The following is a 19,956-nucleotide window of genomic DNA, read 5'->3' as shown; positions in this document are numbered from 1 at the left end:
AGGAGGGATCATATGAAAACCGCTAAAGAATATCAATCCTGGTTCAGTCTCGGAATCATCTGGGCTGGCGCGGTCATTAGCATCCCGAGTTTGTTGGTAGGGAATGCGCTTGTAGCAGGCATGGGATTATCCACGGCTTTGCTCGTCACGTTGGCGGGCTATGCCATCATTGTACTACTCATGATTTTGCAGGGGATTCAAAGCACGGATTTAGGAAAGCCGACGGTTCAGGTTGCGGGTCAGGTGTTTGGCAAAACAGGTTCCCGAACGATTCTGTCAATCATCCTCGCTATTGCGTGTCTTGGCTGGTTCGGAATACAGGCGAATGTGTGCGGCGAAGCCCTCGCCAATCTGCTAGCCGAGATCGGCATACATCTTCCGGTGCCGCTGGCATCTCTCATCTGCGGTCTCGTAATGGTGGTTTCGGCCATGTATGGCGTCAAAGTGCTGCGGGTAATCAGTTATATTGCCGTTCCTTTATTGATCGGAATCAGCGTGTATGGTCTGATCGAAGCTTTAACTGGGGACTCTCTGCAGATCATTCAAAATTATAAACCTGCGGCTGTTATGAATTTTACCGATGGGCTGGCAGTAACACTTGGCTCATTTGCGCTGGGGGCAGTCATCGCAGGAGACTATTCGCAATTTTCGAGAAAACGGTCCGATGTGCTGAAAGCCGCACTTTTCGGGATTATTCCGGCAGGTCTACTGATGATCGGTGCAGGAGCCGTCCTGACGATTGCTTACCAAGCCAGCGATATCACGGCAACCTTTTTGAGCATCACGACACCGTTTATTGGCGGTGTGATTTTGATTCTGGCTACCTGGAAGACGAATCTTGTGAATGTAATTTCAGGCGGTTTTGCCTTAATTAACGTGTTCAACGTTTCGAAGGAGAAAGAAAAGTGGGCTGTCGGCATCGCAGGAACTATCGGGACCTTATTGGCTGTGGTCGGTATACTTAACTATTTTACGCCAATCATGTCCATTCTGTCGGCTATGATTCCGCCGGTGGCAGGCGTAATGATCGCTTCGTATTGGGTGCTGGGCAAAGGGGATAAGAGACGCTGGCAAGAGGTTGAAGGCGTGAATGTGTTAGGCGTTGTCTCCTGGCTTGTGGGCGCAGTCATTGCCTGCACACCTGTGGTGTTGTCCTTGTTCCCAAGCTTGCCGCAGCTACCGAACCAGCCGTTAACCGGGATCGTCATTTCTTTTGTCGTGTATTATATCGGCTATCGTTTATCGGCTCAGAAGACTGTTATATTGGAGGAATCGTAAATGAGATATATAGATCAAATAGCTGTTGAACATATTGCCGTCGGGGCAGCATTTCTGGGAACCGGCGGAGGGGGAGACCCTTATATCGGAAAATTGATGGCTCTCTCGGCCATTAAGAAGTTTGGACCTGTCAAACTATATTCTGTCGACGAGATTGGAGATGAGGACTTTTTCATTCCAGCCGCGATGATGGGGGCGCCTTCCGTATTAGTGGAGAAATTCCCACGCGGAGATGAGTTTGTGAAGGTTTTTCAAAAGTTAGCGAATTACTTGGGAAAAGACAAGATCGCCGGTACGTTTCCGATGGAAGCGGGGGGTGTCAATTCCATGATTCCCATCGTTGTTGCAGCGCAGCTAGGATTGCCTCTGATCGACTGTGACGGTATGGGACGTGCATTCCCCGAGCTGCAAATGGTGACGTTTAACCTGGATGGTATTTCTGCAACACCGATGGCTATTACGGACGAGAAAGGGAACATCGGCATCTTTGAGACTATTGATAACAAATGGACGGAACGGCTCGCTAGGGTAGCTACGGTCGAAATGGGTGCCAGTGCATTAGTCAGCCTCTATCCGGCAACGGGCGCACAAATTAAGAGAAGCGGCGTTCATCATATTGTGACCCTCTCCCAGCAGATCGGAGAAATCATTACCTCGAAGAACCGGGATGCCAAGGATAAGCTTCAGGAACTGCTGAAACTAGTTTCCGGCTATGAGCTTTTTCAAGGTAAAATCGTCGACGTTATCCGTGAAACCAAGGGCGGATTCAATCTCGGCCGCATGCATCTTGAAGGTATCGAGGCGTTTAAAGCCGGGGAGATGAAGGTTCATTTTCAAAATGAAAACCTGGTTGCTGAGCTGAACGGTCAGGTGGCAGCGATGACCCCGGATTTGATCTGTCTGGTCGATTACGAAACCTTGTTACCTGTGACCACGGAAAGTCTGAAATACGGTAAACGAGTTCGGGTGATCGGATTGCCTGCTCATGAAAAGTGGAGAACAGAAAAAGGGATCCAGACGGCAGGGCCAAAATACTTCGGATATGATTACGATTATGTTCCCATTGAGGAACTGGTGAAAAAGGCGGTGACCGAGAATGTTTAGAATTGGGATCGATGTAGGCGGCACCAACACGGATGCCATCATTTTGGACGAGAATCATCAGTTGATCCATGCGGTGAAATCACCGACAAGCCTGGATATTCGCACAGGGATTGAAACCTCGCTCCGGCAGCTGCTGCAGGGGGCGAATATTGATAAAAATCAAATCACGCATGCCATGTTAGGCACAACACAGTGTACAAATGCCATTGTAGAACGCAAAAAGCTGGCTCAAGTCGGTGTCATTCGTCTGGGTTACCCGGCAACAGCATCCGTTACGCCGTACACGTCCTGGCCTGAGGATATGGTTCAGAAACTGTCGGGTAAATATGCACTCGTGCATGGCGGATACGAATACGATGGCCAACTGCTTGGAGAAGTCGATGAAGCCGAAATTACAGCTCTTCTGGAGGAGTGGCGCGGCAGTATTGAATCCATTGCAGTCATCGGCGTATTTTCATCCCTTAAAAATGACCAGGAGTTCCAAGTCCGCGATCTCATCCATCAAATGTACGGACCAGAGTTCCCTGTTTCTTGTTCTTCATTGATTGGTTCGGTCGGTTTAATTGAACGAGAAAATGCGACCATCCTTAACGCGGCTTTGTGCAAGGTTATTGAAACAACAACTGAAGGGTTTGTGCAGGCGTTAGAAGAAGAAGGCATCTCGGATGCAGCCGTGTTCTTATGCCAAAATGACGGTACCTTAATGTCGATTGATTATGCCAAACAGTTTCCGATCCTGACCATTGCATGCGGACCGACAAACAGTATTCGCGGTGCTTCTTACTTGGCGAAGATCAAAGATACGATGGTTCTCGATGTGGGAGGCACAACATCGGACATTGGCGTTTTGCAGGACGGCTTCCCGAGGGAATCGTCGGTTGCAGTTGAGGTTGGCGATATTCGCACAAATTTCCGCATGCCGGATATTATCTCCGTGGGGCTGGGCGGTGGAAGCATCGTGCGCTCAGAGAATGGCAAAATTACGGTTGGCCCGGACAGCGTAGGGTACAGGATTCGAGAAGAGGCGCTGGTTTTTGGCGGCAATACGCTCACAACAACGGACATTGCTGTTCGACTGGGTCTTGCGGATGTCGGGGATCAGAGCCTTGTAGCGCATCTGGATGAAGGCTTTGCTAAACAGGTGCAGGCTGAGATTGCATCCATCGTTGAGCAGGCTATTGATAAAATGAAAACCTCTTCAGGCGATGTTGAGCTTGTGTTGGTAGGCGGAGGCAGTGTCGTGATTCCGGACACCATTCGCGGAGTATCTCATATGATCAAGCCTGAGAACGGGGGCGTGGCTAATGCCATTGGCGCGTGTATTGCCCAAATCAGCGGACAATATGAGCAAATTTACATCTATTCTACAGAGCCCCGTGAGGAATCATTAAAAGATGCACGGGAAAAAGCCGTAAAACAGGCGGTCCTTGCTGGCGCTGATCCGGCGACGGTTGAGCTGGTCGAAGTGGAAGAAACCCCGCTGGCTTATCATCCGGGAAATGCGACAAGACTGAGAGTGAAAGTCGTAGGAAACATGAAGTAAATGAGAGGCTTCACACGAGTTCAAGCTTGTGTGGAGCTTTTTTTTGTTATCGGTGGGGCCTGAAGAACCTTGTAAGAACCAACAAAAATTAATAAGATGGTAAAATATAGAGTCTATATGGTGATGGATAAATTTGTTAACTCTGACGTAAGGAGAGAAAGTACATATGGGCAAGAAGAGAAAAACCTTACCGAAAAATTTTGATGAACTCATTGAAGCAGGAGATATATCTGCATTAAAAGAGGTGTTTACTCAATGTGAATTGGATGCCCGTGGCGGTTACAGTAAATCTACAGCCTTGAGCTTTTATCAAGTACCGGATGAATTGGTTCGCTGGCTCGTGGAACAGGGTGCTGATATAAATGCTAGAGACAATTACGGAGCAACGCCTCTGCACAAACATGCAATGAGCTGGTGTGGGAATACGGAGTTGCTGCTTGATTTGGGTGCAGATATAGAAGCCGTTGATTATCAAAACGAGACACCTTTATTTGCTGCAGCAGGATCATTTAAACCAAAAGCAGTTCACACGTTGGTGACTAGAGGCGCAAATATCAGTGCGAAAAATAAGATGGGACAGACTCCATTAGAAAAAGCTTTGGCGATGTGCAGGAACGCGGATATTGTTAATATGGCGGAAGTTGCCGATATGATGCTTAACGCTGGAACCGAGGTAACATCGGAAATGAAAGATTCTATTAAGCGAATCGGAAACAACTTTGAATTTCACAGAGAAGGTTTTAATAAAGAATATTTAATTCAAACCGATGAGGCACTTTTACGTTTATATGAGCTATTTGATGCTCCTCCGGTTGAGAAGCGAAAGACGTTTGACGGGGCCTCTCCAATAACTGTATCAAGTGAGGAATGGCAGGCGCAGCATCATGAACTCTGGAGTTTACTAGTGCCTTCAAAAGGCCATGCCAAAACCGTACAGGGTGAGGTGATCCGGATTACCGGTAAAGTATCATACGAAATTTTAGATAATGGCGGTATCAACTGGGATAATCAATTTCGTAAAATGCTCAAAAGTTTGATACACTACTTTAGCTTGGGTACACCGTTAAATCCACCTTTACTTCAGGAGGCAGCAGCATTAGCCAAAGAACTTAACAGTGGAAATGGCAATGATGAACCTGCGAGACTGTGCGAACTGGCAGTGATTTGGGTACTCAGCAATCCAAATCCTATCACTATGGAACAGCCAGACTATAAGAGATAACATATTTACGACTTATCAACGATTATAATAATCTTTTTACGCGACAGACCCTTTTTCTAAGCACTTTCTAGCTAAGGAAAAGGGATATTTTTTAATTCGAAGCAGTAAGAATGTAATACCCACGAAAAACAAAAAGAAAGGGAGTTATACATGGAACTTCAGGAAATCAACCAAAAGTTAAAGGAAACAAGAGATGAATTACTAGGAATTATTAATGGATTGAACGGGGATCAATTAAACCGACGAAAAGACCCCCACAGTTGGAGTATTAGTCAGGTGTGTCAACACTTAATTAAAACAGAGGAACTATACGTCGTAGCGATTAAGAGAGGATTAAAGAGCAAGGAAGATTCATCCCTAGAGCATAAACCACTGGAATTCTTACTAGATAGAAGTAATAAGTTAGAAGCGCCAGATATTGCTAAACCAACTAATGAAAAATTAGAAAATGAAGAAATTATTGAAAAACTAAATAACTCGAGGGAGAAGTTAAACGAAATATTAAACACACTAGAAGATCCTTCGATTCTGAGTAGAAGACATTTTACACACCCAGTCTTTAAAGAAATGCTATTAATTGAATGGGTTAGATCACTGTACTTGCATGAACAAAGACATATTAAGCAAATTAATGAGATAAAGGATGAATTTTAAGAATGGCTCTTTGTATATTCGAAGAAGGCCGATACATCATATAACAGTGTATAAAGCATTTAACCTGACGGGGAATAGTGCGGAATTGAAGGTGAACCTGAATGTCAGACATTAGTTCGGTAATTAAAATGATTGATACTGCAGCAATTCAACAGGATTATAAAGAGATAGAAAAACTAATTAATATATTGGACATTAGTGCTCAACATGAATTACATAGCTTATTGAATGAAAGAACAATTGAAGTAATTACTGAACAAAAGGACAAAATCAATATTGCTTCTAGTGTAAAGGAGCATATCATTTGGTTTCATTTTTATAAATTATCTTGGTCTGATGAGATGCTTGATCAACTAATTAATATTTATAAAATGGAACATTATCTTGCATTAGAAAGCAGGGTAATTAGTGCAATCAAATCAGATGAAATAGATGTTAGTCAGGTAGACAAAGTGGAATGCTTATTTAATTCATTGGAGTTTAAAAAGCAAATCGAAAGCTGGAAGAAGAGAAATAGTTTAGCTTAGTATTATTGGAATTAGAAATTCAATTATAAAGCGGGAGGTAATTTATGAAGCCAAGAATTACTGTAATAACTTTGGGTGTAGATGATTTAGAAAGAGCATTGAAGTTTTATCGAGATGGACTTGGTTTTCCGACAGAAGGCATCGTGGGTACAGAATTTGAACATGGTGCTGTTGCGTTCTTCGATTTACAGGAAGGATTACGCATGGCGATTTGGAAACGTAGAGATATTGCGTTTGATACTAAACTTAATCAAACTATGACTAGTCCTACGGAATTCACGATAGGTCATAATGTAGGAACCAAAGAAGAAGTTGATTTAGTAATGGAACATGCTAAAAAAGCTGGTGCGACAATCACAGTACCGGCCCACAGCACATTTTGGGGTGGCTATTCGGGTTATTTTCAAGATCCAGACGGACATTTGTGGGAAGTAGTATGGAATCCTCAATGGGATATTAAAGAATAATCACAACGACAAACCGCACCGTTGCTGGCTTCAGGTAGAGCCTTAAGTCGGTGGGCGTCTTGAATATAAAAACGTTTGATGATAGATGCAATTCAAAAATGAAGGGATGAGACTATGAGTGATGCAATAACTATTCATGAGCTTGATTTAATCGAGCCCATAATGCTTGAAAAATTATCTGATTTATTGATCAACGTAGTAGATGACGGTGCCTCAGTTGGATTTTTATCGCCTCTTAGTAAAGAGAAAGCAACTCAATACTGGAAAGATGCTTTACAACCAGGGGTAACACTTTGGATTGCGCAATGTAATGGGCTCGTTGTAGGAACGGTGCAGTTACAATTGGCGATGAAGCCAAATGCCTCCCACAGGGCAGAAGTAGCTAAGTTAATGGTGCACCCTGGCTATAGAAGAAAAGGAATTGCATATTTACTTATGAAGCATCTTGAGAATAAAGCATTAGCCAAAGGGATATCTTTACTTGTTTTAGATACTAGAGCCGGAGATTCTTCTAATAAACTCTACAAGTCGATGGACTATAAAGAAGTTGGTCGAATACCGAGGTATTCGAAATCTTCAACCGGGGATCTAGATGACACGGTAATCTATTACAAAGAGATTTAGCCTAAGGATAAAATGATGATAAAAACATAAGCCTCTAACGTTCGAAGATATAACAAGGATAAATCTAATTACTTGATTACAAAGAGAGGTAGAAAAATGGGGAAAGATCCAATTTCAAGACCAAGGCTTTTAAGTTGGCAGTTCGATGATGATGTTGAGGCTAATAATCTAGATGAATGGAATTGGATAGAAATTACGATGCATTTCACGGAGGGTTCAAAAAGATGGAGTATTTTATATACACCAGAAAGACTGTTAAATAACTTGTCCAGACCAAACATAGATCCACCTGGTTTACATATGCAACAGCTTATAGTAGTTAGAAGCTATGAAATAAGTGATATTGACAGAGTATTAATGGTTTTCGATGAAGAAGATAAATTGATAGAGGCCTCAAGAGCATATCCCGAGTTATAAAAATTAGCCACCAACACAATCTAACATAATGTTCACGCATCGGGCGTATGCCTTCGATTTTGGCAGTAAGGATATTAATAACCATACATAAATAGGGATGGTGTCATAACACTAAAGTACTTTTTATTTGTAGTCGAAATAAATGGCGTAGCTTAACTGCTGAGAAGATTTTTAATGGATACAATGGTTATGAAGTTAGATCAGCAGGAACTGAGCAAGGAGCAAGAATTAAGGTTACTGAAGGACATATTGGATGGTCGGAGCTTGTAATGGAGAGAAAGCATACAAGAAGGCTTAAAGATAAATTTCCAATCAGTCTAATGACTAAACGATTAATCTGTCTTGATATCCCAGATGATTATCAATTTATGGACGAAGAATTAATTGATTTATTGAAGTCAAGGGTATCAGAATATATTGAAGTGCCAGAATAAAGATGCCGAGGTTAGATTGTGTTTATGAGACATGTACTTTTCAAAAAATCCATGGAGTATGTCTCGAAAGCAATTTTTTAAAATTTCATATATTATTTTTTTGCGGTAATCCCTACGATTTCTCTTTTATGTGTACTACTATATTTATTTCCATACACGGGACTTGAGAGAATAGTTGCATTACCAGCTATATTTATCATAAATTCTACGATTATTTTTATTGTAATGGCTAAATCATATTCATTAAAGAAACCTATAAGGATAATCACATGGATGTTAGCCATATTACTAACAATGTTTCTTTCAATTGCAATGTATCCTCAAGAACATGATCCCCATGTGTTCAAACAAATAGGTAATAGTATTTCTACAATAAAGGAATATGATCGTATCTCAGAAATGGAATTAGGTCTTAGTAGAGCTTACAAGAATAATTTAATAGATAATCAAAGTGTAGAAGATCGGTATGTAGTCGCACTTTATAAATTTAGGGACCAGATCCCTCTAGATGGAACATATCATTTATATCAGCGAGAGAATACATATTTTTTTGATACTACAATTACAAGCATAGATGAAATCTCAAATAAATTAATTGGACATCACAAAGTAATATGGTGGTATTTAGATGCCTTTAATTATTGAGAAGTTCAGAGATTCAATAGTGAATTCAGTGTAGGTAACACAAAGATAGAGAGAATAATGAATTTCAATGAAGTAAAAGAAAAAATATTGTTATGTCAAGACTGCAAAGATAAGTTTGGATTTACACCTGTTCCAATTATTCATGGAAATCAATATTCTAAAATTATGCAGATCAGTCAAGCTCCTTCATACAATGTCCACATAACAAAAAGACCTTTTAATGATCCAAGTGGAGCAAAGCTAAAATACAAATGGTATCAAATATCCGACGAAGTCTTTTACAATGAAGATAACTTTTACATTACATCTCTATCGCATTGTTTTCCAAGTAAGAACAATAAAGGAGGAGACAACCTCCCCCTTTAGCTTGTGCAAAAAAATGGTTAAAACAAGAACTAGATTTGGTGCAAAATAAGCTAAATATAATAATTGGAGCGAAAGCTGCGAAATTTTTATATCCCAACAGAGATTTCGTAGAACTTGTTTTTTCAAGTAATTCGCTTAACGATAAGCCAGCCATAGTATTGCCGCATCCTTCTCCGTTGAATATAAAGTGGTTTAAGGATCATCCGAATTTTGAAGAAAAAAGATTGCCAGAAGTAAGAGAATTAATCAGTAATGTGCTCAAATAGAATTTATGATTAAAAATGTCTATTATTACTTAGCATCAGATGCGAGCTCGCGATGTGGCAGTAGAAGTTAGAGGGGAAAATTAGGATTTTAGCACAAAATGGACATGTAACATAGGAGTGATATCGGGAAGTGAAAACTGAAATAGTACTAAATGAAGGAAAGGTATATCGGAAAATCGGCGGGGGCTTGTTTGTAGTACCGGTATTATTTTTGCTTCTACCGATCTATTTTTTGGCACAGTTTAAAAGAGATATCTTACCGAATGTTAAAGCACTTGGATTATATCTTCAAATGAACCCTGGTATGATTCTTGTTGCATTATTCGAAGTTGTTTCCATAATTGCTCTATTCTATTTGTTGGTTTCAAGTATAATTTTCTTTTTTAAGAAGAAGGTTAAATTCCCGAAGATAATGGTTTGTTTATTGGGGTATTATAGTCTGTTTCTTATAGTGGATTACTTCTTGTTTAATTTATTTGCTAACTATGCTACCCCAGAAATCGCTGAAACATTTAATGCACCGTATCGGAAAGTGATATATAGAAGCTTAATTATCAGTGCAATTCTCATTCCATATCTGCTTGTGTCAAAGAGAGTCAAAGGAACATTTATAAAATGATTTTGAAAATACTCTTGGTCAAGATAGTAACTGCGCATAACAACGTTTTCATCTTTGGCTCGTCTGGCGCCACTCCTCGGTTTGACGGAGGTATCATTGGGGTGTAAGCCCAGGCAGACAACCCTGCCACCACCTAACGGCAGTCGCGAGTGATCACGTGGATATGATTTTTAAACAAAGATACAATTATTTAGGAGGGGCAGTTGTGACTGAAAGGTTTCATTTGAAAAATGTTGGAATAGAAGATGCTTTAGATGAAAACAGTATATCTGGTTTTGGGTTACTTCCTTTATTTCAATGTATTGTAGAATATCACTTCAGTACTGAAGACATGAGTTTGGAGGAAGCAGAGTTATATATTCATAATGTCTTGAATCAATTACCGGCTGAAACCATTAATGAAATATGCAAGAAAGCATGTGAATGGAAAACCATTAAAATGACCAGTGATACGGTCGACTACCCTAGTGGATTGGCCGAAGCTTACGGTAGGGACATTTTGGGATTCATGTCCGTGGGGGAAGTTAATCTTTATCGAAATCCTTTCGATAGAAATGATAATACATTTGGTGCAATTCTGAGTGGAGGCACAGAATGGGACTCTGAAAATGGGATGGAGATTATCATTCGGGACAGTAAAGTTCTAGAGGTGCGTGAATATTTAGGTTATGGTGAATTTGCAATATGGGAGCAGAAATCAGTTTGAATCCCCACAATACTATTTGTTTGAGAGGGCAGATGAATTGTGAATATTAACTACCGGTACGCTGAACTACAAGATGAAGAGGAATTGTTTGTTTTAGCGATGAAACTGGCGACAAGTTATATCCTTAATAAGGCTGATTTTTCAAGGGTTTATGCAGAAATCTTGCGTGATGAAAATGCCGACTTAGTAATAGCAGAAAAGAATTCAAGAGTAATAGGGTATGTATTGGCATTTCACCACTCAACTTTTTATGCAAATGGTTTGATAAGTTGGGTGGAAGAGTTGATAATTCTTGATGAATTTAGAGGAATGAAGATAGGAAAGAATTTGATGGATATAATTGAAGAGAAAGCTCAAGAACGTGGTTCAAAACTTGTTGCACTTGCTACAAGAAGAGCTAGCGGATTTTATAAGTCCATTGGTTATGATGAGTCGGCAGTTTATTTAAAAAAGACAATGAAGTCAAATTATAAATCATAGTAAGTTGACTCCTAATTTAAAAAGAAGGTGAATAGTTAAAATGGCAACTTCGAATAAAGAATTAAGAACTTGCAGCTTAGGTCACAAATTTTATAAAAGCAGTGATTGTCCGACCTGCCCGATCTGTGAGCAAGAAAGCAAACCCGATAGCGGATTTCTTTCACTTCTTTCGGCACCAGCAAGACGGGCATTGGAAAACAACGGGATAACCACTTTGCAAACCCTCTCGAAATATAGCGAAAAGGAGATTTTGCAATTCCACGGTATGGGGCCTGCATCTTTACCTAAACTAAGGACGGCTTTGGAGGAAATAGGGTTAATATTCAAAGATTAATAATAAGTACTAATGAGGTATACGGAGGAAAATATGTTATACGGAAAACGAGTGACATTAAGGCCTGTGATCGAGGAAGATTGGGAACTGCGATATGAATGGCTGATCGATCCTGTAGTTAACCAAACGTTACCCTCTGGAAGTGGTATGCCCTTAACACCTGAAGTGGTCAGAGAACGTACAAGAAGGTACGCGCAAGCAGATCAATCGGCTGCCTATTTTACTATAATAAGAGAAGACGGCATTCCGATTGGTAATACCCAGTTGTTTAACATCCATCCTTGGTCCAAGCACGCTGAATTTGGCATTTGGATTGGGGACAAAAAGGTATGGGGAAAAGGTTATGCTACAGAAGTGACAGGTGTCGTACTAGATTTTGCGTTTGAGCGTTTAAATCTTCATAAAGTGTATTTGACGGTGGATGCTGATAATCCTGGTGCTATTCGAACTTATGAAAAATCTGGTTTCAACAAGGATGGCATATTAAGAGATGAAGTCTATAAAAATGGTCAATATGTCGATCGAATACTGATGAGTATTTTGAAACATGAATATAGGAAGCAACCTAAATGTTCCAAATAGAAATGGTATATGATACATAAATCTATATTAATGAGGAGTCATCATGAGGAAATTAGCATACATTCTATTGGCAACTTGTCTATTGTTATCTATTTCTTCTTGTAAAACTGTTAGCAACTCAAATCCCAATCCAAACCCAGATTCTGTAGTTACTGATGCAGAAGGTATTCCAAAAGAAACGAATGATATTTATTCCTTGATCCCTTCGGGATGGAAAGTATTGAATAAAGAAGAGAAACAAACATTAGTTGAAGGAGATTTAAATAAGGACGGATTTAATGACGTAGGAGCTGTAATAGAAGAAATTAAATCCCAAACGGATGAGGCTCCACAAAGAGCACTCTTAATTGCATTCGGAAATGAAGACAATAACTACAGGCTTTCCATTATAGCTGACCATGTCATACTGAAGGCAGACGAAGGAGGGGTCTGGGGAGACCCATTTGATTCGATATCCATTGATCGTGGATCATTGGTTGTTAGTCATTACGGTGGAAGTAACTGGAGATGGTTTAATACCTATCGATTTAGATATCAAGATAATGATTGGTATTTAATTGGAGCAACGACAGGCGAATACTTTACTGGTAGCGCAACGGAGGAAGAAGCTAATGAACAAGATTATAACTTTTTAACCGGGGATTATATTATTAAAAAGACCGATGAAAGTGGCAAGCAAAAAACAACTCATGGAAATAAAGGAAAGAAAGAGCTCATAAAACTAAAAGATTTTAATCCCGAAAATATAAACTTATATGAACAGTAATTGAAAGTGGTCGTGAACACAAAAATTAAAGGTGCTGCTGTTTTGGAGGTACGGTCCAATGAAGATTTATCTAGAAACCTTATCCGAACAAGATTTTACGACGATAATAGAATGGATAAATCAACAAGATGAAGATTTCATTGTACAGTGGGCTGGTTTAACATATACTTACCCGCTAACTGTAGAACAGATGAAAGAGCATTATAGTAAAGGAATCAATTCTATAGAGTCTGATGTATTTATTTATAAGATCAAGGAAGGAAGTCGATTTGTCGGGACCATACAATTATGTAGGTTTAATAAAGAACTTGAAGAAGCTGTGATTGGAAGATTTTTAATTGGCGAAACGCAAAATCAGGGAAGAGGAATTGGAAGAAAGGCATTAAAAGAAATCGTAGAGATTGGATTTAAACAGTTTGGATTAAAGGCAATAAATTTGAACGTTTTTGATATTAATGAATCGGCGATAAGATGTTATGAGAGTATTGGTTTTAAGAAGATGAATCATTTGGAGAATGTGTATCAAGATAAAACGGGACGTCAATGGAATAATATTGAGATGAGGTTAGTGAAGGAGAATTGGAACTAAACTTAACACGGTTTCTATGCCGAAAAGTGAATGGTGATCTAAGCCAAAAATACACTTGCTAAATTAATATCAATTGGAGGACGACTATGAATATAAGAAAAATTGAACAGAATGGAATAGAGATTGCCGTTGTTACAAGCAATGACGTACTTATTACCGATGTCCAGTCAGCTTTGGATCTAATGGCGTCTGTTAGTTATGAAGTAGGCTGCAATCGAATCGTGTTAGACAAATTAGCAATATGTGAAGATTTTTTCGACTTAAAAACGCGCCTTGCTGGAGAAATCCTTCAAAAGTTCATTAATTATCAAACAAAAATTGCGATAATTGGTGATTTCTCAAGTTATACAAGTACAAGCTTGAAGGATTTTATATATGAAAGCAATAAGGGAAAGGATATATTTTTCTTGTCTAATGAGGACGAGGCTAGTGAAAAATTAAGCAGGGTTTAAGTTCATAATACGACAACCTTGCACTGGTTAAGCCTGCCGGACAAGCGCTAGTGTGCATAAGCCAGTGAGGAAACCATTGCAATATAAGACCTTACCCATTTTATCCAAAATCCGCTTCCGGTGACAGTGACCCTGCTTTAGATAAGAGTTATCTAGGGCAGGGTTATTTGGTGAATACAAATACTTGATCAGGAAAAGTTGTAACAGGGTCAACAAATTCAAGAAAGTTGGAGTTGAAGAGAATGGAAGAAGTCATTGTGGAAGAATACAATCCAAATTGGAGCCATGAGTTTGAAGAGGAAAAGATAAAAATAATTAAAGCCTTAAGTGATCTTCAAGTGGTTATCGAACATATAGGGAGTACTTCTATTCAGGGGCTGGGTTCAAAGCCGATAATTGACATTATGGCCGGAGTTTCTAGTCTAGAATTAATTGACGAAACTTGTATAAGAAACTTATACGACATCGGTTATGAGTATGTCAACAAACCAGAATTTCCTGAGCGGTTATTTTTTAGAAGAGGACAGTGGAGAGCAGGAACGCATCATCTACATGTTTATAAATATCAGGAAAAGAATTGGAACGATAACATATTATTTAGAGAGTTTTTAAAGAAAAATCCTGAAATAAAGAATGAGTATTATACTCTTAAAAAGAAACTCGCAGAACAATTTAAACATGATAGAGTGGGATATACGGATGGTAAGGCTGATTTTATTAAAGGAATAATTAATAGGGCTAATACGGATAAGGAATTGAGAACGTTTGTTGAAGGATGCAAAGACAACTGATAACTATATATCAGAAATTAGAGGTAAAGTATTAGGATATAACAAGTGAATATATAATTGTTGCAATCTGATTGCATATCTTGCCGTTTCTTTCGTCAATAGAATGGTTAAACGCAAACAAAAACAAAAACTGTGATATTTAGTGGATTGACAATCAAAGACTTCAAATATAAACTAGCCTAACAACAACAGAAAACCACACGAAAACACACAACCAAATATGAAATCATATCACTCAACACAAAATAGATTTTCTGCATTACACTATTGAATACGCTTTCAATTCTTCAGTATTTGTGTTACTAATGATGGCTTCATCGTTGATTTAATGACGAGCGTCTAGATCCATAAATCAGCGATAGATCTCAGTGTTAGGGATTGTGCTGCCGTTCTTTGCTACGTCTATTTTGCTCAGGGGATTGGAAAGATTCTGTGAAAGAGGTGCGAATAACTTTGGAAAACAAGCTGAAATTTCGTGATGACGGAACATTTGTCATTGTACAGTTTTCGGATATGGAGTTTATTGACGATGAGGATCATGATCCGGAGACGCCGCTTCTTGATTCGATAACGAAGGCGACCATGGAGAGGATTATTTCGCTTGAGCAGCCGGATCTTGTTGTTTTTGCTGGTGATTTGACGGCAAGTGCAAGGAGCAAAGATCCACTTCAATCGTTACGCAGTGCGGTCGCTGTCGCGGAAGAAAAGCGGGTGCCCTGGGCGGCGGTGTTTGGCAACCATGATTCAGAAGGGCGCATACCTCGCAAGAAAGTGCATGAGGAGCAGCTGCTTCATTCCTATTGCGTTGCAAAAGAAGATCCTCCGGGGGTGAGCGGAGCGGGGAATTATGTGCTGACGGTAGAAGATTTGTCTGGGAAGCCGGCGGCTGCATTATTTTTCCTCGATAGCGGCGATTACTCCCCCATTGAAGCGGTTGGAGGCTATGACTGGATTCGTCGTGATCAGATCGAGTGGTATGTGTCCGAATCCCGGAAGTTAGCCGAGCAAAATAGCGGAACATCTCTGCCCGCGCTGGCGTTTTTCCATATTCCTCTGCCCGAGTATGCAGAAGTGTGGAAGACAGAAGTATGTGAAGGCCACTGCTATGAAGGGATTAGTTCTCCGCAGGTAAATTCGGGCTTTTTTGCTGCCATGCTGGAAATGGGCGATGTCATGGGCACATTCGTTGGTCATGATCATGCGAATGATTACTGTGGCACACTGCACGGCATACGTCTATGCTATGGTCGTTCAACGCGTTATGTTAGTTATGAGGGCAGCATACGTAAAGATAAATTCCCGACAGGCGCAAGAGTCATTCGGTTAAAGGCAGGGGAGCGGCAATTCGAGACCTGGATTCGTCAAAATGATGGACGAATTGCAGAATTGCCGGTCCATTCGCCTGATATTTAAAGAACGGACAGTCTCGTTAGCTGGCTCGGCTCTTCTTCCTCGTTATGGGTTGACTCTGGGCTGGTGGTGGATGGGGACACACCTAATGAATACTAGTTTACTATTCGTACTTATGGAGGAGATTTAATTGCAGACAAAACCATTGGCAGATCCATTGGAAACGAGAATCGTCAGTTCATTGATAAAAGTGTTTGCGGATGAAGAATTAGAGGCACCGCCTCAAGCTTCAGGTTCCTGTTTGCGTGGAGAAACCTATTCATTTCAGGTGGCTTATCGCACTCAAGTTCATATGAGATCGCTACAGGTCCATGTGGAGTCAGAGCTTCAGGCGTTTATCTCTCTTCGTACGGTGGAACTGGCCCCTGCAGAGTTTATCAACTATCATGATGCCGACGAGTTCGTGCTGCGAACGACGCCGGGATTATATCCCGATCCACTCGTTCCGCTGAATAATGAAAGAGGACTGACCGGCTATCCGCATCAATGGCGGTCCATATGGGTTTCCGTGGATATTCCCGTTGATGCTGCAGCAGGAGCTTTTGATATCGCGGTGAAGATCACCGACAGTCAAGGAAACTCATTGGCCCTAGAAACATTTAAACTGGAAGTGATCGCGGCTGCGCTACCGGAACAGACATTGATACATACGGAGTGGTTTCATGTGGACTGCTTGTCGACACACTACGGGGTGGATGTGTTTAGTGAGCCGCACTGGGAACGGATTGAACAGTACATACGAACAGCTGTCAACCACGGAATGAATATGATTTTGACACCGTTGTTTACGCCGCCTCTGGATACGGAAATTGGAGGGGAGCGTCCGACGGTTCAGCTTGTGGATGTAGAGTTGTCATCCGGAAACTATCATTTTTCATTTGACCGGTTGGAACGCTGGGTAGATTTATGCAATCGCTGCGGCGTGAAATATGTGGAGTTCTCACATTTGTTTACGCAATGGGGGGCGAAGCATGCTCCAAAGATTATGGCGACCGTAGACGGACAATTCAAGCAGCTTTATGGATGGGATACCGATTCACGGGATCCGGAATATACCGCATTTATCACTTCATTTCTGCATGCGTTAATTCGGTTTATCGATGACCATGAACTTCGGGAGCGTGTGTTTTTCCATCTGTCTGATGAACCAGGTATCGGGGATTTGGACATTTATCGCGCAGCTAGTGAGCTAGTTAAGCCTATCTTGAAGGATTTTCCTATTATTGATGCGCTATCGGATTACGATTTTTATCGAAGCGGGTTAATCGAACATCCGATCCCCGCCAGCAACGATATCCAGCCGTTTCTAGACCACGGAGTGGAGGGGTTATGGACTTATTATTGCTGTGCACAGTATAAGAAAGTGTCTAACCGCTTCTTCCATATGCCATCCGCGCTCAATCGTGCGCTGGGCATCCAGCTTTATAAACTGAATTTAAAAGGCTTTTTACATTGGGGATATAATTTTTGGTATTCGCAGTTTTCCAAATACCCCATTAACCCGTTCCAGGTTACGGATGCAGGAGGGGGATTTCCGGCAGGTGATCCGTTCCTGGTGTATCCGGGTGATGAAGGACCGATTGAATCGATCCGTCTGGAAGTGCTAACCGAAGCGCTCCAGGACTTGCGAGCCCTTGAGTTGTTGGAGACAAAGCTGGGCCGTGAAGGAGTCATTGCCCTATTAGAAGAAGATCTCCAGGAAGAGATATCGTTAACCGTTTATCCGCGTAACTCGGAGTGGTATATCCGCAAACGCGAACACATCAATACTGTGATTAATAATAACTTTAACGGCTAACCTGGAAGACAGCTCCATTAACTGGAGCAAGCCAAAAAGCACGATGATTTTGCAGGGGAAATCCAGGCAGGTCACGTGTTTTTTATTTTTCCTTAAGGCTTTGAAATAGAGAGGAAGTAAGAGCTAGCAATTAGGGGGGAGAACATGAAGCTTCGAGATACAGGGAAGGTAAAATGGTTTGTCTATCAGAAAGTCGTTATTGTGTTTATCGTCATGCTGATCCCGCTGATCTCGGTAAATATTTGGGTGAATTATAAAGGGATGTCGTTTACCAAAAACGCAATCCTGGATTCTTCTCTGGCAGGGGCATCTTTCTATTCCAAACAATTGGATAAAGAGATTTATTTCATACGCAATCAGCAATTGCAATTTCAAGAAGATAAGAATATCCAGAAACTAAGCTTTCGGGGCGGCAGTCTGGAGGGATTCGATCAGATAGAAATGATTGATAACGCTTATTATCTGTTGAATCAAATGATTGACTCAAGTGATTATGTAGTCAATGCGGGGGTATACGTTAAATCTCTGAAAAAAACCATCTCGGGCAAAACAGGGATTACGGCCACACCCAATACGGAATTCGAAACCATTGCCTCATTGCTTAATACGAAGGAGAAGCCCTCCTTCTACAGGGATGGAAATTCAATTTATCTTATTGAAACCGGAGGGAACGGGGAGTTATGGTCGTATATCGAAATCTCCAGGGATAAGCTATTGGAGGCATTAAATCAAATTTCGAGTCTTTATCAGGGTTCAGAGGTCTTTCTCGGGAGCAGTGATCTGGGAAATGTCCTTTCGACTTCGGAGGACCGCATCGTTTCTTCGGCAGTTCTTAAGCTAATTTCAGAACATGACCCGAATTATTCGGACATTCCCGAGATCAATAAAATAAACGGCAAAAGTTACTTTATTGCCCATAACTTCATCAGTTCCTTAAATCTTTCTTTGATTATGTACGTGAACGAGAACGAAATCATACGTCCTTTAAGCCAGTTTAATACCCTTCTCTATATCTCGTTTTTTATCGCCATTGCAGTAATGATTCTTTATTCTTATTCGCTTAATTTAATGATTCACAGACCTCTGTCTAAGCTAGTCAGGACCTTCCGCACGGTTGAGACAGATAATCTTGATCTGGTGGCTGAACCAAAGAGAAGGGACGAGTTCTCTTACATATTCCAAAGCTTTAATCGGATGGTTTCCAGGCTGAAGCATTCGATTGAAGAAAATTATGAACAGAAAATAGCGCTTCAGCATTCGGAATTAAAGCAGCTGCAATCGCAGATCAATCCGCATTTTCTGTATAACAGCTTCTTCAATATTTATATGATGTGTAAAGTGGGGGATGCAGACAGTGCAGCCGAGCTTTCACAGAAGCTGGGAAACTATTATCAGTACATTACGAGAAGCGGCTCAGATGAGGTTCCGTTATTTAAAGAATATCAACATGCATTGGATTATTGCGAGATTCAGTGTATACGCTTCTCCAACCGGATTTCATATGAATACGAGGAAGTTTCAGATTCGTTGAACACGGTATTAGTACCGAGATTGATTATTCAACCGATCGTGGAGAATGTATTTGAACACGCATTTGAGGATGGTACCCAGCGTGGGGTTGTCTATATCAGCGCTGAATGCGGGCAAGACACGATTCGGATCACGGTCGAAGATAATGGCACTCTTTTAACAGATGAGGATATAGAGGCACTGCAGAGAAAGCTTGCCATGGGCTTGAAGCATGTTGAGAAGACAGGACTAATCAATGTAAATAACAGACTCCAATTAAAATATGGGCCAGGCAGCGGCTTGTTCGTATCCCGAAGTCAATACGGAGGGTTAAAGGCAGTACTCATCATAAAATTACAGGAGCGAGGATGAA

At 40.9% G+C, this 19,956-nt stretch carries 25 protein-coding genes; all 25 read left to right on the top strand.

The window, feature by feature from the left end; all coding sequences use genetic code 11:
* Positions 1-12 precede the first annotated feature (12 nt).
* The 25 genes from ABEQ74_RS06795 to ABEQ74_RS06675 all read left to right on the top strand — a co-directional run bounded on the left by ABEQ74_RS06795 (position 13) and on the right by ABEQ74_RS06675 (position 19,955).
* Positions 13-1,278: a cytosine permease gene (locus ABEQ74_RS06795; protein WP_430120698.1), complete on the top strand. Its 1,266-nt coding sequence runs from the start codon at positions 13-15 to the stop codon at positions 1,276-1,278.
* The gene (locus tag ABEQ74_RS06790; protein ID WP_430120696.1) at positions 1,279-2,382 is read left to right on the top strand and encodes a DUF917 domain-containing protein; all 1,104 of its coding nucleotides are present in this window, start codon (positions 1,279-1,281) and stop codon (positions 2,380-2,382) included.
* Complete coding sequence (locus tag ABEQ74_RS06785) at positions 2,375-3,925, top strand: hydantoinase/oxoprolinase N-terminal domain-containing protein (protein ID WP_430120694.1); 1,551 nt, start codon at positions 2,375-2,377, stop codon at positions 3,923-3,925. The genes ABEQ74_RS06790 and ABEQ74_RS06785 overlap by 8 nt, the downstream gene beginning before the upstream one ends.
* A gap of 166 nt (positions 3,926-4,091) precedes the next feature.
* Positions 4,092-5,147 (top strand): ankyrin repeat domain-containing protein, encoded by a 1,056-nt coding sequence (locus ABEQ74_RS06780; protein ID WP_430120692.1) that lies wholly within the window; start codon positions 4,092-4,094, stop codon positions 5,145-5,147.
* A 150-nt stretch (positions 5,148-5,297) separates the two neighbouring features.
* Positions 5,298-5,801, top strand: a complete 504-nt coding sequence (locus ABEQ74_RS06775; protein WP_430120690.1) for a DinB family protein — start codon at positions 5,298-5,300, stop codon at positions 5,799-5,801.
* Between the two features lie 101 nt (positions 5,802-5,902).
* Positions 5,903-6,328 carry a hypothetical protein gene (locus ABEQ74_RS06770; protein WP_430120688.1) on the top strand — a complete coding sequence of 142 codons (426 nt, stop codon included), beginning with the start codon at positions 5,903-5,905 and terminating at the stop codon, positions 6,326-6,328.
* A gap of 44 nt (positions 6,329-6,372) precedes the next feature.
* On the top strand, positions 6,373-6,795 hold the full coding sequence (locus ABEQ74_RS06765) for a VOC family protein (RefSeq protein WP_430120686.1): 423 nt from the start codon (positions 6,373-6,375) through the stop codon (positions 6,793-6,795).
* Between the two features lie 114 nt (positions 6,796-6,909).
* On the top strand, positions 6,910-7,419 hold the full coding sequence (locus tag ABEQ74_RS06760) for an N-acetyltransferase family protein (protein WP_430120684.1): 510 nt from the start codon (positions 6,910-6,912) through the stop codon (positions 7,417-7,419).
* Positions 7,420-7,515: 96 nt separating this feature from the next.
* Positions 7,516-7,836 (top strand): hypothetical protein, encoded by a 321-nt coding sequence (locus ABEQ74_RS06755; RefSeq protein ID WP_430120682.1) that lies wholly within the window; start codon positions 7,516-7,518, stop codon positions 7,834-7,836.
* Positions 7,837-8,003: 167 nt separating this feature from the next.
* Entirely contained in the window at positions 8,004-8,270 is a 267-nt protein-coding gene (locus ABEQ74_RS06750; protein ID WP_430120955.1) for a protein tyrosine phosphatase, read from the top strand.
* 273 nt (positions 8,271-8,543) lie between these two features.
* Positions 8,544-8,915: a hypothetical protein gene (locus ABEQ74_RS06745; protein ID WP_430120680.1), complete on the top strand. Its 372-nt coding sequence runs from the start codon at positions 8,544-8,546 to the stop codon at positions 8,913-8,915.
* Between the two features lie 57 nt (positions 8,916-8,972).
* The gene (locus ABEQ74_RS06740; protein ID WP_430120678.1) at positions 8,973-9,281 is read left to right on the top strand and encodes a uracil-DNA glycosylase family protein; all 309 of its coding nucleotides are present in this window, start codon (positions 8,973-8,975) and stop codon (positions 9,279-9,281) included.
* Positions 9,282-9,319: 38 nt separating this feature from the next.
* Positions 9,320-9,547, top strand: a complete 228-nt coding sequence (locus tag ABEQ74_RS06735; RefSeq protein ID WP_430120676.1) for a uracil-DNA glycosylase family protein — start codon at positions 9,320-9,322, stop codon at positions 9,545-9,547.
* 130 nt (positions 9,548-9,677) lie between these two features.
* On the top strand, positions 9,678-10,166 hold the full coding sequence (locus tag ABEQ74_RS06730) for a DUF2569 family protein (RefSeq protein WP_430120674.1): 489 nt from the start codon (positions 9,678-9,680) through the stop codon (positions 10,164-10,166).
* A gap of 205 nt (positions 10,167-10,371) precedes the next feature.
* Entirely contained in the window at positions 10,372-10,872 is a 501-nt protein-coding gene (locus ABEQ74_RS06725) for a DUF6985 domain-containing protein (RefSeq protein ID WP_430120672.1), read from the top strand.
* A gap of 39 nt (positions 10,873-10,911) precedes the next feature.
* Entirely contained in the window at positions 10,912-11,352 is a 441-nt protein-coding gene (locus ABEQ74_RS06720; protein WP_430120670.1) for a GNAT family N-acetyltransferase, read from the top strand.
* A 40-nt stretch (positions 11,353-11,392) separates the two neighbouring features.
* Positions 11,393-11,686: an RNA polymerase alpha subunit C-terminal domain-containing protein gene (locus tag ABEQ74_RS06715; protein ID WP_430120668.1), complete on the top strand. Its 294-nt coding sequence runs from the start codon at positions 11,393-11,395 to the stop codon at positions 11,684-11,686.
* A gap of 33 nt (positions 11,687-11,719) precedes the next feature.
* Positions 11,720-12,268: a GNAT family N-acetyltransferase gene (locus ABEQ74_RS06710; protein ID WP_430120666.1), complete on the top strand. Its 549-nt coding sequence runs from the start codon at positions 11,720-11,722 to the stop codon at positions 12,266-12,268.
* 43 nt (positions 12,269-12,311) lie between these two features.
* Positions 12,312-13,034, top strand: coding sequence for a hypothetical protein (locus ABEQ74_RS06705; protein ID WP_430120664.1), 723 nt, complete (start codon positions 12,312-12,314; stop codon positions 13,032-13,034).
* Positions 13,035-13,092: 58 nt separating this feature from the next.
* The gene (locus ABEQ74_RS06700) at positions 13,093-13,623 is read left to right on the top strand and encodes a GNAT family N-acetyltransferase (RefSeq protein WP_430120662.1); all 531 of its coding nucleotides are present in this window, start codon (positions 13,093-13,095) and stop codon (positions 13,621-13,623) included.
* A gap of 86 nt (positions 13,624-13,709) precedes the next feature.
* Positions 13,710-14,075, top strand: a complete 366-nt coding sequence (locus tag ABEQ74_RS06695) for a DUF4180 domain-containing protein (protein ID WP_430120660.1) — start codon at positions 13,710-13,712, stop codon at positions 14,073-14,075.
* 242 nt (positions 14,076-14,317) lie between these two features.
* The gene (locus ABEQ74_RS06690; RefSeq protein ID WP_430120658.1) at positions 14,318-14,866 is read left to right on the top strand and encodes a GrpB family protein; all 549 of its coding nucleotides are present in this window, start codon (positions 14,318-14,320) and stop codon (positions 14,864-14,866) included.
* A 453-nt stretch (positions 14,867-15,319) separates the two neighbouring features.
* Positions 15,320-16,279 (top strand): metallophosphoesterase family protein, encoded by a 960-nt coding sequence (locus ABEQ74_RS06685; RefSeq protein WP_430120656.1) that lies wholly within the window; start codon positions 15,320-15,322, stop codon positions 16,277-16,279.
* A gap of 127 nt (positions 16,280-16,406) precedes the next feature.
* Positions 16,407-18,074 carry a DUF4091 domain-containing protein gene (locus tag ABEQ74_RS06680; RefSeq protein ID WP_430120654.1) on the top strand — a complete coding sequence of 556 codons (1,668 nt, stop codon included), beginning with the start codon at positions 16,407-16,409 and terminating at the stop codon, positions 18,072-18,074.
* Between the two features lie 144 nt (positions 18,075-18,218).
* Positions 18,219-19,955 (top strand): sensor histidine kinase, encoded by a 1,737-nt coding sequence (locus ABEQ74_RS06675; protein ID WP_430120652.1) that lies wholly within the window; start codon positions 18,219-18,221, stop codon positions 19,953-19,955.
* Position 19,956: the final 1 nt, after the last annotated feature.

The sequence above is a fragment of the Paenibacillus solani genome (assembly GCF_050475945.1).
Classification (GTDB): Bacteria; Bacillota; Bacilli; order Paenibacillales; family Paenibacillaceae; genus Paenibacillus_AQ; species Paenibacillus_AQ solani_A.
Note: the sequence above shows the minus strand (reverse complement) of the source record. Positions and strands in the feature narration are given on the sequence as shown.